This is a genomic window from Rahnella sp. BCC 1045 (genome assembly GCF_019049615.1).
GTDB lineage: Bacteria > Pseudomonadota > Gammaproteobacteria > Enterobacterales > Enterobacteriaceae > Rahnella > Rahnella contaminans.
In genome coordinates this window covers 44934-58309 of sequence record NZ_JAFMOZ010000143.1, presented here as the reverse complement: position 1 = coordinate 58309, position 13376 = coordinate 44934, and the positions used below count along the sequence as shown (strand labels likewise).

General features: G+C 53.8%; 14 protein-coding genes. 10 read left to right on the top strand and 4 right to left on the bottom strand.

Features of this window, described 5'->3' with window-relative positions:
- The first annotated feature begins 80 nt into the window (after positions 1-80).
- Both J1782_RS23450 and J1782_RS23445 read left to right on the top strand, forming a co-directional pair.
- Positions 81-1088, top strand: a complete 1008-nt coding sequence (locus J1782_RS23450; RefSeq protein ID WP_165059264.1) for a fatty acid desaturase — start codon at positions 81-83, stop codon at positions 1086-1088.
- 15 nt (positions 1089-1103) lie between these two features.
- Positions 1104-1901: a phosphate/phosphite/phosphonate ABC transporter substrate-binding protein gene (locus J1782_RS23445; protein ID WP_193333207.1), complete on the top strand. Its 798-nt coding sequence runs from the start codon at positions 1104-1106 to the stop codon at positions 1899-1901.
- A 49-nt stretch (positions 1902-1950) separates the two neighbouring features.
- Here J1782_RS23445 and sseA read toward each other — a convergent pair whose 3' ends face one another.
- From sseA to J1782_RS23430, 3 genes are all read right to left on the bottom strand, one after another.
- Positions 1951-2796, bottom strand: a complete 846-nt coding sequence (sseA, locus tag J1782_RS23440; protein ID WP_152327833.1) for a 3-mercaptopyruvate sulfurtransferase — start codon at positions 2794-2796, stop codon at positions 1951-1953.
- A 34-nt stretch (positions 2797-2830) separates the two neighbouring features.
- Positions 2831-3379, bottom strand: coding sequence for a GNAT family N-acetyltransferase (locus tag J1782_RS23435; protein ID WP_152327834.1), 549 nt, complete (start codon positions 3377-3379; stop codon positions 2831-2833).
- 132 nt (positions 3380-3511) lie between these two features.
- The gene (locus J1782_RS23430) at positions 3512-4303 is read right to left on the bottom strand and encodes a helix-turn-helix transcriptional regulator (RefSeq protein ID WP_152327835.1); all 792 of its coding nucleotides are present in this window, start codon (positions 4301-4303) and stop codon (positions 3512-3514) included.
- Between the two features lie 140 nt (positions 4304-4443).
- Here J1782_RS23430 and J1782_RS23425 point away from each other — a divergent pair, with 140 nt between their 5' ends.
- Positions 4444-5211 (top strand): class I SAM-dependent methyltransferase, encoded by a 768-nt coding sequence (locus tag J1782_RS23425; protein WP_208949872.1) that lies wholly within the window; start codon positions 4444-4446, stop codon positions 5209-5211.
- A gap of 54 nt (positions 5212-5265) precedes the next feature.
- On the opposite strand, the gene J1782_RS23420 is transcribed toward J1782_RS23425, so the two are convergent.
- Complete coding sequence (locus tag J1782_RS23420; protein ID WP_165059269.1) at positions 5266-6180, bottom strand: DUF808 domain-containing protein; 915 nt, start codon at positions 6178-6180, stop codon at positions 5266-5268.
- Between the two features lie 427 nt (positions 6181-6607).
- Between J1782_RS23420 and J1782_RS23415 the strand changes: the two genes are divergently transcribed.
- From J1782_RS23415 to J1782_RS23385, 7 genes are all read left to right on the top strand, one after another.
- Entirely contained in the window at positions 6608-6883 is a 276-nt protein-coding gene (locus J1782_RS23415) for a DUF1471 domain-containing protein (RefSeq protein WP_152327838.1), read from the top strand.
- 251 nt (positions 6884-7134) lie between these two features.
- Entirely contained in the window at positions 7135-7713 is a 579-nt protein-coding gene (locus tag J1782_RS23410; protein WP_208949873.1) for a class I SAM-dependent methyltransferase, read from the top strand.
- Positions 7714-7989: 276 nt separating this feature from the next.
- Complete coding sequence (gene aroL / locus J1782_RS23405; protein ID WP_152327840.1) at positions 7990-8514, top strand: shikimate kinase AroL; 525 nt, start codon at positions 7990-7992, stop codon at positions 8512-8514.
- A gap of 555 nt (positions 8515-9069) precedes the next feature.
- Positions 9070-9834, top strand: a complete 765-nt coding sequence (locus J1782_RS23400; RefSeq protein ID WP_152327841.1) for an IclR family transcriptional regulator — start codon at positions 9070-9072, stop codon at positions 9832-9834.
- A gap of 68 nt (positions 9835-9902) precedes the next feature.
- Complete coding sequence (locus J1782_RS23395; protein ID WP_152327842.1) at positions 9903-11480, top strand: OPT/YSL family transporter; 1578 nt, start codon at positions 9903-9905, stop codon at positions 11478-11480.
- Between the two features lie 133 nt (positions 11481-11613).
- Entirely contained in the window at positions 11614-12543 is a 930-nt protein-coding gene (locus J1782_RS23390; protein WP_152327843.1) for a DUF1177 domain-containing protein, read from the top strand.
- A gap of 5 nt (positions 12544-12548) precedes the next feature.
- The gene (locus tag J1782_RS23385; RefSeq protein WP_165059273.1) at positions 12549-13226 is read left to right on the top strand and encodes an AroM family protein; all 678 of its coding nucleotides are present in this window, start codon (positions 12549-12551) and stop codon (positions 13224-13226) included.
- Positions 13227-13376: the final 150 nt, after the last annotated feature.

Genomic DNA, 13376 nt, shown 5'->3' with positions numbered 1-13376 from the left:
AATAGATAGTGTTTTAAGTTAGTTAGCGGCAGCAAACTGTCATCCGATAATGTGCCGACGTTTTCTTACTCCGGCACATTATGGCGTCCTCTTCTTTCTATCTTAGCCCGCACCAACGGGGCGAAATTAAAGCGCGTTCCCGCAGCCTTTGGTGGCGGCTGGAAATACCGACGTGGTGCCTGATTTTCGCCATTTACGGCGGCTGGTTTTCCGTGGTGTTCTTCTGGAACAGCCTCGGTCCGTGGCTCGGCACGCCTTTGCTCATCTGGTTTACCGCCTGGTATATGTCGCTGCAACACGAACTTATTCACGGCCATCCCACACGTAAAGCCTGGCTGAACCAGCTGCTCGGCACCTTGCCGCTGGCGGTCTGGTATCCCTACGGGCTTTACCGCGACACGCATTTGCAGCATCACAAAAATGAACATCTGACGATCCCCGGTGACGATCCCGAAGCCTATTATTTCAGCCGCAGAAGCTGGGAAAGCCTGACGCCTGCGATGATGGCCGTTGTCCGTCTGCGCAATACCTTGCCTGGCCGGATGATACTCGGCCCGCTGATGGATATTTTCAGCACGCTGACTGGCGCACTGCTGGCCGTCTTTCGCGGTGAATGGCGTACCGTCGCGATGTGGCTGGTTCATGGGATTTTGCTGGCGCTGTTGCTGGTCTGGATGGCGCGCCAGGGGGTATCTCCGGGCTGGTTTGTGCTGGCAATCAGCTATCCGGCCCTGAGCCTGACGAAAGTGCGCTCGTTCTATGAGCATCGCGCTGAACACTCGCCCGAAACACGTTCCACGCTCAACGAAGCCGGTTTTGTCTGGCGCCTGTTATTTCTGAATCTCAACTATCATCTGGTACATCATGATTTGCCGGGCGTGCCGTGGTTTGCGCTGAGGCAGATATATTTTGCTGACCGCGATGCGTATATCCGGCGCAGCGAAGGGTTTGTCGTAAAAGGCTACCGCGAGTGGTTCCGGCAGCATACGCGCGCGCCGGTCGCGGTGGAAATGCATCCGTTTGCTGCGGGGGATCCGGCAGCAGAAAACGGTCACAGCGACTATGATTATCAGCAGGACACCCCCTGACGGAGCTGCCAGATCATGCTGATGTCTTTACCGATGTACGCCATTTCTCCGCTGGACGTGGAAATTTTCACCGTCGCTTTACTGGGTAAACTCAAGCGGCTGGGCATGAAACCGCTGCCGGTTTCACTGAGCTGGCCGACGAATTTGCTGGCGCACTGGCAGAATAAAGATTTGTTGCTGAGCCAGACCTGCGGTTTCCCGCTGGTGGAAAGCCTGCCGCAGGTGCAGCTGGTTGGCACATTCAGTTACCGTGCGCCCGGTTGTGATGGTTTTCGCTACCGCAGCTTTCTGCTGGCGCGTGAAGAACACAGCGGCTTACATCTGACCAGCTTTCGCCATCGCAGGCTGGCTTTCAACAGCACAGATTCGCAGTCAGGCTACAACAGCCTGCGCGCACTGGTTGCGCCGCTGGCCGAAAACGGAAAATACTTCTCTGAGGCGCTGGCGACCGGCAGCCATCTCGAATCACTTCTGTACGTGCAGCAGCATAAAGCCGACATTGCGGCGATTGACTGCGTGACTCTCGAACTGCTGCGTCGCACCGATCCTGAACGGGTCAGCGGGCTGGTTGTCGTCGGGCAAACGGCTGCCGTGCCGGGGCTTCCGCTGATCACCTCCGCGCAGACGTCACCTGAACATCTGGCGATGCTGAGACAGGCATTGCATGAAGTTTCCCGCGAACCGGTGAGTAAACCGTTGCTGATTGAAGCGTTTACCGAGGTGCCGCGACCGGCGTATGAAGTGATCAGGCAGATGAAAAGAATTGCTGAGGAGTTTGGCGTGCGTGAGCTGATGCCGGAATCTGTCAGCTAAAAAAACCGGGCTTCAGCGTCCGGTTTTGTCTGTCAGATCCCGCGGATAATCAGTGCGTTTCTATCGGGAAATCTTCGTTCACATCGCCCCATTCGGCCCATGAACCGTCATACAACAGCACATCTTTCACGCCCAGCGCGTCAAGCCCGAAAGCCAGCGCCGCGGCGGTAACACCGGAACCGCAGCTGGTGATCACCGGTTTATTCAGATCCACGCCCAACCGTTCAAATGTTGCTTTCAGCTCCTGCGGCGATTTCATGCGACCTTCCTGCGTCAGTTCGGTAAACGGTACGCTGAGGCTCTGTGGAATATGCCCGCCGTGCAGTCCCGGACGCGGTTCCGGTGCTTCGGCTTTGAAACGCGCCTGCGAGCGTGCATCGATAATCTGCACTTTACCGATGGAATCTTTCACCTGCTGCGCGCTGGCGACGACCGGGCGCACCAGTCTGGCATTGAACGTCGACGGCACGCGGGTGTGTTCGCCGCTCTGAGTTGGTTTACCTTCGGCAATCCAGGCATTCAGCCCGCCATCGAGCACGCGCACGCTTTTCGCGCCGAAACTGGTCAGCATCCACCAGACACGCGGGGCGGAGAACAAATCCCCTTCATCGTAAAGCACGATGGTTTGCGTATCGGCCACGCCAAGGCGGCTCATCGACGCGGAGAATTCTTCTGCTGTTGGCATCATGTGCGGCAGGCCGGTGGTGCAGTCGGAAATACTGTCGACCTCGACATAAATGGCGCCGGGAATGTGCGCCTCGAGATATTTGCCATGAAAATCAATCGGCGGAGTAATACCCGGTTTCGATTTACGGCAATCGATAATGACCACGTCCGGTGAATTCAGATTCTTCGCCAGCCAGTCGGTAGAAACGGTATGGGTAGAGAAAGTCATGTTCTGTTGCCTTATCTTTTTTGTGGAGCCAGCCTCAGAGATCGCCGGGGATCAGGGAATACATCCAGGCGTCGCGCGGCTGACCATGATAATAAAGCCGGTTGCGGTGTAAACCTTCGGACGTCGCGCCCGCTTTTTCCGCGACGCGGCGGCTGCCGTCATTGCCGTCCATCGCGACGATTTCCAGTCGCGTCAGTTCGAGCTCTTTAAACGCGAACTGCGCCGTGGCCCTGACCGCCAGCGTGGCCAGACCCTGACCGGTATAACCGGTGCGGATCCAGTAGCCGAGATTAGAAAACTTATAATCCTGACTGATGCGGTTGATGCCCACGCTGCCAATCAGATTGCCGGTGGCGCGTTCAAACAGACAGAAATTGAATTCTGTGCCGCGATGACGTTTGTGCTCGCTGTCGGTGAGATATTTCCGGCTGTCTTCCAGCGAATATTTATCTGTGCACCAGGATTCCCACTCGCCAATCTCGGCGACGGAAGCCTGAACGGCAGCAAAATGCGTGATCGCTTCCAGTTCGGTTGCGGCGCGGATCTCGATTTTTTCGTCCTGATAAATCTGGCGTGTCATCATCTGCGGTGTCCTGGAAGCCGGAAATCATCTATGAAACCAATCAAATCAGCCTCACATATCCGGCCGCTGGATGTCAATTAGCGTAGAGATCAAATAAGTGAGAAAAAACAGCAGGCTGTCCGTCAGCGCAATTCAGCTTTCCGGCACCAGCATCACCAGTTTGCAATCGGCATAACCCGCCGGGAAAAACGTCTGCTGCCGGTACCGCGTTTCGCCGCTGAGCGGGTGGTTAAAACGCCGCGCGCCGCCTTCGCGCGCCAGCACTTCCTGTTGCGTCCACCACTGATTGAATTCGCTGCTTTGCCCGCGCAGGCTGATCACTTTCTGACGCACGGCGTCGGAATGAGCGTAATGGCTGGTCTCCGCACGAAATTCTGCCACCACGCGTTTAGCGCGTTCTGCCCAGTCGGGTACCAGCTGCCGGGAAAGCGGATGCAGAAACATAAAATCCAGCAGATTAGGCCGTTCAACTTTTCCCAGCCAGCCGCTGAATAGCGCACCTGCGGGGGGATTCCACGCCAGCACATTCCAGCAGCTGTCGAGCAGATAACCGGGTCCTGTGATCTGATTGACGCAATTTTTCAGGCTGTCATCCGGTGCGCCAGAGAGGGGCACGGCAAGCGGATCTTTCACCGACGCAAGACTGAACAAATATTCGCGGGCGGCCGGTTCCATTTGCAGTGATTTCGCCAGCCTGTCAAGCGTGGCGGCAGAAATAGACACATCGCGCCCCTGCTCAATCCAGGTATACCACGTGGCGCTGATGCCGCTGATTTGTGCCAGCTCCTCGCGCCGCAGCCCGCTGGTTCTGCGTCGTGCAGAACCGGGAAGGCCCACCATTTCCGGCGTGACGCGTTCGCGATGCGTGCGTAAAAAGGCGCCTAAAGCTCCCGGGCCGCTGAGCGACTCTACGTTATCAATCATATTTTTTCTCAGGCTGGAAGTAACTCATACCAGTATAAATGCTCATATTGTACCCGTATAGAACAATGCCTATAGTGATTTTGAGGTCATCTGAAACCGGCGTTTCGACGAAAATAATAAGGCAAACAGGAGCAATGAAAATGACAACAAATACCCACAGTCAGGCGGTCGATAAGCAATTTGGTTCGCAGGCGCAAAATTACCTGACGAGCGCCGTTCACTCGCAGGGCGCAGATTTACAACGTCTGGCCGTTTTACTGGCGCCATTCCCGGATGCGCAGGTCATTGATCTGGGCTGCGGCGCAGGGCACGCCAGTTTTGTTGCAGCGCGCGCCGTAAAAAATGTGATTGCCTATGATTTGTCGGCGCAAATGCTGGAAGTGGTGGCGCAGGCGGCGAAAGATAAGCAACTGGAAAATATCACCACTCAGCAGGGGGTGGCAGAATCACTGCCGTTCGCCAGCGCCAGTGCAGATATCATTATCAGCCGGTATTCCGCGCACCACTGGCACGATGTCGGGCTGGCGCTGCGTGAAGTGGCGCGTGTGCTGAAACCGGGCGGCAAATTTATCATGATGGACGTGGTGTCGCCGGGGCATCCGCTGCTGGATATCTATCTGCAAACGGTCGAGGTTTTGCGCGACACCTCGCACGTCCGCAACTATTCTCCGGGCGAATGGCTGGAAATGGCGTCCGGAGCCGGTCTGATTGCCGGCGAAGTCACCACCGACCGTCTGGTGCTGGAATTCACCAGCTGGATTGCCCGCATGCGCACGCCGGAGCATTTCTCCGTCGCCATCCGCGAGTTGCAAAAAAAGATGTCAGACGACGTTGCCCGCCACTTTGAGATCCAGCCCGACGGTTCGTTTACCAGCGACATTATGATGCTGGTGGCTTCTAAGGGGTAAAGTGCCTGAAAGGGTTTCGCCCTCCTGTGAGAGGAGGGCGGAAGCTATGCTGCGCTATTTCTTCCCGAACATCTTCTTCCCGAGCATTACCAGTGCCAGAACGGCGGCACCGACGATAAGGCCGACCACTAAATCCGTTGCGCCGGTAATCAGCGTGTTGATCCAGCTTTCGTGGCCGTGGGTCAGCGGTTCAATCAGGCTGTGCATAAACGGCAAACCGTGGCTGATAATACTGCCGCCCACCAGGAACATCGCGATTGTGCCAACGACAGAAAGGGTTTTCATCAGCCACGGGGCGGCGTTCACGATGACGCGGCCGAACGCGCGTACGCCATTCATCACACTGCTCTCGCCCGACAGCTTACTGAGATACAAACCCGCGTCGTCAATTTTGACTATCGCGCCGACCAGCCCGTAAACGCCGATGGTCATGGCGACGGCAATCAGCACCATAACGGTGACCTGATTGATAAACGGCGCGGATGAGACGATACCCAGCGAAATCACGATAATTTCAGCAGAAAGAATGAAATCGGTACGCACGGCACCTTTTACCTTTTCTTTCTCCCGTTTTTTGGCATCGGCCTCATCTTTTACCTGCGGTGTCGCCGGTTTCTCTTCATGATGATCGCCGGGCATCAGTTTGTGCGCGATTTTCTCGAAGCCTTCGTAACATAAATACGCACCGCCAATCATCAGCAGCGGCGTAATTGCCCACGGAATGAACGCGCTGATCAGCAGCGCCAGCGGTACCAGAATGGCCTTATTGACCATCGAACCTTTTGCCACCGCCCAGACAATCGGCAATTCCCGGTCGGCTTTAACACCGGAAACTTGTTGCGCGTTCAGTGCCAGATCGTCTCCCAACACACTGGCTGTTTTTTTTGCCGCGACCTTACTCATTGCGGCTACATCATCAAGTATGGATGCAATATCGTCGATCAAGGCCAGAAGGCTGCCACCCGCCATAAACACTCCCTTTTGTCCCGGTCATCATTCCGCAGAGAAGATGCAGGGAATTTTGTTGTTAAAATCAGTTTTCGCACACGCGAAAACCGTTCTTCTGTCGCCACGGCTGTGCAGGTGATCACGGCGACAGGTAAAACCCTAAAAAATAATCATAACAGCGATTGCACTCTCTCGTCGATTTGTGCGAATGTTGTGCGGGTTATAAATAACTTTGAAAACTCTCCATACTTTCTCCATTAAATATCTTTGAATTTCGGCCAGTTATCTGCTAGGAAATGTTTACTTTCATTCTCTCCTTATTTTTACCACAATGGTTAAACTTCTTTACGTTGCATTACGTCCCCTTTCATTGATTCGCCGATAATTAATTCAACGGATTACTTCCGCTCCATTAATTAACGAAACTAACAAAATAAAGGTGCGTATTATGAAACTCTTACCTATGTTTACTGCAGCTGTAATTACCGTCGCTTCATTCTCAGCACTTGCCGCAACGCCTATCTCTGAAATGCAGGCGCAAAGTGGTAACTACCAGTCACTGGGTATGGTTTCAGTGAGTGCACCAAGCACAGTCCCTGGCAGCCTGCATGACCAGCTGGAACAGATTGCCAGCGATAAAGGCGCGACACATTACCGCGTAGTCGGTGCCGGTACTCCCGGTGATTCCAGCCTGACCCGTGCGAACGTTGAGCTGTATAAATAAGATTAAAATTATCTGCTGATAACGAAAAATTTTTTATTAAGACGTTATTTAGCTAATAAGTGTGAGAAGGCCAATGTCACCTGACATTGGCCTTTTAATTATTTGTGCCACCTCTGTTATTTTTGACCTTTTTGAGAATCATCCCATGTGATTTTTCTGAGTTAAAACTTTCTGATGTTTATTCCCCTTATTAATCATTTCTTAAGAATTTTTTGGCTTAATGGGGGTCTGATTCCTCAGGAGGAGTTAATATGTTGAATACCGCAAGAATGACAATTAAGAACACCGGTCTTTCGCTTCAGAACCAGTTTTTTTATCTGCAGAATTTTATTACCTCACCACGGACGATGGGGACGCTGATGCCGTCCTCGCCATGGTTGTGCCATGCGATGCTGAGCCAGATTGACTGGACGACGTCGCTGGATATCGCAGAGCTGGGCGCCGCAGATGGCGTACTGACCCGGCGGATCCTCAGCCGGATGCGCGCTGATGCGAAGCTGGAAGCGTTTGAAATTCAGCCCGCGTTTGTCCGAAAGCTTAATCAGATGGAAGACCGGCGTTTGCAGGTGATGGCGCATTCTGCCGAGCACATGAGCACGGATTATGACGCAGTGTTTTCGTGCCTGCCGCTGTTGTCGATGCCGGTGCGAACCAGCATAAAGATTTTGCAAAAAACGCAGCAGCAGCTGAAAAGCAAAGACGGCGTGCTGGTTCTGTTTCAGTACAGCCAGATGTCTGAGAAACTGCTGTCGCGCTATTTCACCTGGAAAAAAATCCGCGTGGTGAAGAATTTTCCACCGGCCATTGTGTATATCTGTAAACCCCGCTGATACAGCCACTTAGACATTCTTGCTGTCTGAGAGGTTTGCAGGGCATTGCGCTACAAGGATTTTTCAGTATGATGCCCTGAATGGCGTAAATAAAACGCTACAGAAGCTTCACCGGCAGGTGACAAAAATCTGCCAGTGAGGCTTTTTTGTTGTACTATCTCGCGAGTACAGCGCAAACCAGTACACCAGACCACTTTTTGCGACAAAGACTTCATATTGATGATGGATTTTCATCAGGTGAGATACGGGACTTTCGGGGAATAAAGGATAGCGGTAATGACACAACCCATTTTCATGGTAGGCGCGCGTGGCGCGGGTAAAACGACAGTTGGCAGTGAGCTTGCAAAAGCGCTGGGCTACAAATTTGTCGATACCGATCTGTACCTGTTACGCACCTCAGGCCTCAGCGTGGCGGATATTGTCGACCGTGAAGGCTGGGAGGGGTTCCGTCGCCGTGAAACCGAAGCCCTGAAAGCTGTCTGCTCACCGCTGACTGTGATCGCGACCGGGGGCGGCGCGGTGCTGGCGCAGGAAAACCGTGATTTTATGCGGGAAGCCGGAACGGTTATTTATCTGCGTTCACCAGCAACGACGCTGGCAAATCGTCTGGAAGATGCTCCGCAGGAAGATCAGCGTCCGACACTGACCGGCAGGCCTATCACCGAAGAAATGATGCAGGTGCTGAACGAACGCGAAACGCTGTATCAGGAAGCCGCTCACCACGTGGTGGATGGTACTCAGGATCCTGCGCGGGTAGTGAATTCTGTCATGAATGCACTGGCGTTGCCGATGGCGCGCTAACATCATCTGCGGTAAAACGTCATCACGACGGGTCCTCTGAGGCCCGTTTTTTTTGCCTGAAATCCGGTGTTAAGCTGTAAACAAAACGGGCCATTTCTCGTGACAGGGATCACAATCGCCTAAGTATTGTACTGGTGTATGAGCGGGCGTAAACTAATAACTCAGGTGATTACTTAGACGCAGCGCCGTGACGCTGAAAACCCACAACGGACCCGATGATGAAACCCCTGATGTCTTTCTTTAACCAGCACAGTAAAGCCATGCCCGCAATCTGGTCGATCACGATCATTCTGGTCGAAGCTTCTATCGCGTTGTATATTTTGCGTAATATTTAATCAAAATAATCTGCTGAGTTTTACATCGTTCACTTCATAAATACTCGGCATTCATTTCCCTCTCCTCGCCATTCGATTGCTTTAGGAATTTCTTTAAGCATATTCATTTATCTGTCTTCTTCTGGCGGTTAAATAAACGTCTTGACGCTGACACGTATCAGCTTTAGTTTTTATTTAACTTAACAGGAACCCTGTTCCATATACCGGAACTTACTCCTTTATGACCACTTTAGAAAATGCGGCTGCGGTGCTGAAGTTATTTTCAACCCAGGGGATCCGGCAGGGACATCCCGGCTTGTCATTCAGTGACGTGGTCGAAAATTTAAAATTACCGAAAAGTACCGTTTCACGTTTACTGATGACGATGGAAACGCAAGGGCTTTTGGAACGCGATCAGGACAGCCGCTTATACCGGATCGGTAAATTATTGCTGGCAGTCTCCAGCCATTATTTATCCGTGCCGCTGGTGGATTCTGTTTCACCGTATATGACGCAACTGAGTCAGTTGACGCAATGCACGGGCTATGTGTCGATGCTGGAAGGGCGTGACATTATGGTCATGCGTATGTTCCCCGGCAGAACCTATTTACAAGTAGTGACGCCAGCCGGAAGCCTGCTGCCAGCGCATGAGACCGCCATTGGCCGTGCGATCCTGGCGCGTTTTAGCGACGAAGACGTGGTTCAGCGTTTTAACGGGGAATATCAGGTTAACTCCGTCAATTCCCCTGCAAATATGGATCTTCTTTTGACCAGGCTGGCGGAAGTCCGGCAGACAGGATTATCGTTTGCCAATAATGAAACGCTTCAGGGCATCAGTTCTTTAGCGACCAGCATTTTTAATAAACACAGAAATGAAACGGTAGGGCTTTGTTTGTCATTCCCTTCTCCCGAACAGGGTAAAAATATTCCGAAAGGCATAAAAGAAGGATTAATTGCTGTGACCCGGCAAGTCGCCGAAAAATTGGGTGATGAGTACTGGCAATGATTTTTCATCGCAAGGACCAGTAACGGACCCGGATTATTTATTCATTTTTAGCCAACACCAGGGGCCTTATGTCAGACCAACGTGCAAAAGATAATAAGGAAAATCCGCTAAAGGATATTGGCACGCTCATCGTGATGATTATTCTGTCTATTTTAGGCGCTATCATCGGGGTCCAGTTAATAACGACGTTAGGTGTTACGCCTAATACCTCTATTATCGGCGCGCTGTTTGCCATGCTGCTGGCCCGCATTCCGATGCAGGCTTTTCAGCGTTACCGTTCAATCCACACCCAGAATCTGGCGCAAACCGTCATTTCTTCCGCAACTTTTGGCGCAGCAAACAGCCTGCTGATGCCGATTGCCGTGCCTTATGTTCTCGGACAGCCGCAGCTGATTATGCCGATGTTTATCGGTGTTGCCGCCGCGATGCTGCTGGACGCCTATCTGCTTTACCGCCTCTTCGATACCAAAGTTTTCCCGGCCAGTAACGCCTGGCCTCCGGGCGTGGCGGCGGCGGAAGCGATCAAAGCCGGCGATAACGGCGGGCGTCAGGCGTGGTTGCTGGTGGCGGGCGTGGTGATCGGGCTCGGTGGTGCGGTACTGAAAATTCCGATGGCGGCGTTTGGGACGGCATTCATCGGTAATATCTGGGCGCTCAGTATGTTCGGCATCGGATTGCTGATCCGCGCTTACGCACAACCGGTGGCCGGGCTGGATCTTAATGCCCTGTACATTCCGCACGGCATGATGGTCGGCGCGGGGCTGGTTTCGCTGATTCAGGTGATTCAGGTGGTTCGCGCTAAAAATGCCGATGCCCGCACGACATTTACTCAGCCGGCGAAAGAAGTGCGTACGGCGCTGGGGTTGGGCGCATTCGGCTATATCGCGATTGCTGCGTTGCTGGCACTGGCCGGGGGGTTATACAGCGAAATGTCCGTCGGCATGCTGATTGCGTTCGTGGCTTACGCCGCCTTTGCCGCTTTCTTCCACGAGCTGATCGTCGGCATTGCGGCCATGCATTCCGGCTGGTTCCCGGCGTTTGCTGTGGCGCTGATCACGCTGATTATCGGCATTCTGATTGGTTTCCCGCCGCTGGCACTTTGCGTGCTGACCGGCTTTACCGCCGCGACCGGCCCGGCGTTTGCCGATATGGGCTTCGACCTGAAAGCCGGATTCATTCTGCGCGGTTATGGTAAAGACTTACGGGCCGAACTGGCGGGGCGTCGCATTCAGTTATTCGCCGCGTTGCTGGCTTTTATCATTGCGATCCCTGTGGTGTGGTACGCCCATTACGGCTACTTCGCACAGGATCTGGTGCCGCCGGTGGCGCGCGTTTACGCCAAAACCATTCAGGCCGGTGCTCAGCCGGGGATCGCTCACAGTCTGCTTATCTGGGCGATTCCGGGCGCGCTGATTCAGCTGATTGGCGGCCCAAAACGCCAGCTCGGCGTACTGCTGGCGACCGGGCTTCTGATCAACAGCGTGATGGCGGGCTGGGCGGTAGTCTGCGGTATCGTGCTGCGCATCATCATTATTCGTATCTGGGGTGAAAAAGGGCGTACGCCAATGGAAGTGCTGGCGGCAGGTTTTATTGCCGGTGACGCACTTTACAGCTTCTTCACCTCGGTTTTCAGTGCCAAAAAGTAAAGCGTTATTGCCAACACCAGGGCCGTTATCTGGCCAGCATTAAACACTGACTGTTCCGATGATGAACAGCGTTCGTGACCGTTTTGGCTTTTGCGCCTGTGCGCCGGTCACGAAGTTTTAAGAGGATTTTGTGATGAGTTTGCAACAGACATTAACGGTATTTGAACTGATGGATAGCGCACACGTCAGCGGTCAGGATGTTGTGGATTTATTTGCCCGTTATCCGGGCGTCATCGCCAGAACAAACCGTGCGGATGGCCCGAAAGGCGGCACGGATTTCGTCCGTATCACCGTGCCTGGCAGCAAAGGAAAAAGCAGTGGCGGCACTGCACCGACGCTGGGGATTATCGGCCGTCTGGGCGGGATTGGTGCACGCCCGACGCGTATTGGTCTGGTGTCCGACGCGGACGGCGCGATTGCTGCGGTAACCTGTGCGCTGAAACTGGCGGACATGCAGCGTAAAGGCGATACGCTGGAAGGCGATGTCATTATCACTACCCACATCTGCCCGAACGCGCCAACCCGCCCGCACGATCCGGTAGATTTCATGGATTCGCCGATCGACGACGTGACCATGAATGACAACGAAGTCGTCGACGGCGTGGATGCGATCCTTTCCATCGATACCACCAAGGGCAACCGCATTATCAATCACAAGGGTTACGCCATTTCGCCGACGGTGAAAGAGGGCTACATCCTGCGTGTTTCCGAAGACCTTGTGCGCATTATGGAGATGACCAGCGGCAAGCCGGCGGTCACTTTCCCTGTCACCACACAGGACATTACGCCCTACGGCAACGGCGTTCATCACCTCAACAGCATTTTGCAGCCGTCAACGGCGACCAGCGTTCCGGTGGTTGGCGTTGCGATCACGGCAGAATCTGTGGTGCCGGGCTGCGGTACCGGCGCGAGCCATGAAGTGGATATCGCCCTGGCGGCGAAGTTTGCCGTGGAAGTCGCAAAAGAATTCGGGCGCGGTACGTGCCAGTTCTTTGATGCCGACGAATATCAACTCCTGTTGTCGCTGTACGGAAGCTTGCGCCACCTGCAAAACCGGAAGTAAGCCTTATGATCACGACCTTTGCGACGTTAACCATTGGACAGGCGCCGCGCAGCGATATTATGCCGCTGCTGATGGCGCATCTGCCGGCCAAATCAGTGACCCACGTGGGCCTGCTGGACGGAATGAGCACGGAGCAAATTGAGCAGCGATATGCGCCTGCGGAAGGCGATGCGGTGCTGGTTTCGCGTTTGCTGGACGGTTCGCAGGTCACCATGGCGGCGCATCGGGTTGAGCGCGGATTACAGGAAAAAATCGACGTTCTGGAAGCGCTCGGCTGCATGACTATTTTACTGCTATGTACCGGCGAATTTAAAAAGCTGCACGCCCGCAATGCGCTTCTGCTCGAGCCTGACCGGATTATCCCGCCACTGATTGGTGCGATTGTCGGCGGGCATCGCGCAGGAATTGTCGTGCCGATCGAAGAGCAGATCGTCGAGCAGTCTGGCAAATGGCGGAAGCTGTCCAAACCGCCGTGCTTTGCGGTGGCCAGCCCGTATATTTCCGATGACCAGACCATTATCGAAGCGGCGATGCGTCTGGCGCAGCAGGGTGCGGAAGTGGTGGTACTCGATTGTATTGGTTACACGCGGCATCACGCCGAATTGCTGAAAAAACATCTCAGCATTCCGGTTCTGTTGTCGAACGTGCTGATGGCAAAACTGGCGGCGGAACTGATCGTCTGACGCCGGGGAGTAAAGCGGTTATGTGCGGAGCGGATAGCCACCCACAATGGCACTGTGCGACGCTAAAATCAAATCAGCGACGCCGCTTTGCGGGCGGTGTCGTCTGGTGCAGATAAAGCGGTAATAATCAGTGACAGAATGAGGTTTCTG

Coding starts and splice junctions, on each gene's coding strand:
- J1782_RS23390 (WP_152327843.1), top strand. CDS start 11,614: ATGAGTTTGCAACAGACATTAACGGTATTTGAACTGATGGATAGCGCA.
- J1782_RS23395 (WP_152327842.1), top strand. CDS start 9,903: ATGTCAGACCAACGTGCAAAAGATAATAAGGAAAATCCGCTAAAGGAT.
- J1782_RS23400 (WP_152327841.1), top strand. CDS start 9,070: ATGACCACTTTAGAAAATGCGGCTGCGGTGCTGAAGTTATTTTCAACC.
- aroL (WP_152327840.1), top strand. CDS start 7,990: ATGACACAACCCATTTTCATGGTAGGCGCGCGTGGCGCGGGTAAAACG.
- J1782_RS23425 (WP_208949872.1), top strand. CDS start 4,444: ATGACAACAAATACCCACAGTCAGGCGGTCGATAAGCAATTTGGTTCG.
- J1782_RS23430 (WP_152327835.1), bottom strand. CDS start 4,303: ATGATTGATAACGTAGAGTCGCTCAGCGGCCCGGGAGCTTTAGGCGCC.
- J1782_RS23435 (WP_152327834.1), bottom strand. CDS start 3,379: ATGATGACACGCCAGATTTATCAGGACGAAAAAATCGAGATCCGCGCC.
- J1782_RS23450 (WP_165059264.1), top strand. CDS start 81: ATGGCGTCCTCTTCTTTCTATCTTAGCCCGCACCAACGGGGCGAAATT.
- J1782_RS23385 (WP_165059273.1), top strand. CDS start 12,549: ATGATCACGACCTTTGCGACGTTAACCATTGGACAGGCGCCGCGCAGC.
- J1782_RS23445 (WP_193333207.1), top strand. CDS start 1,104: ATGCTGATGTCTTTACCGATGTACGCCATTTCTCCGCTGGACGTGGAA.
- sseA (WP_152327833.1), bottom strand. CDS start 2,796: ATGACTTTCTCTACCCATACCGTTTCTACCGACTGGCTGGCGAAGAAT.
- J1782_RS23410 (WP_208949873.1), top strand. CDS start 7,135: ATGTTGAATACCGCAAGAATGACAATTAAGAACACCGGTCTTTCGCTT.
- J1782_RS23420 (WP_165059269.1), bottom strand. CDS start 6,180: ATGGCGGGTGGCAGCCTTCTGGCCTTGATCGACGATATTGCATCCATA.
- J1782_RS23415 (WP_152327838.1), top strand. CDS start 6,608: ATGAAACTCTTACCTATGTTTACTGCAGCTGTAATTACCGTCGCTTCA.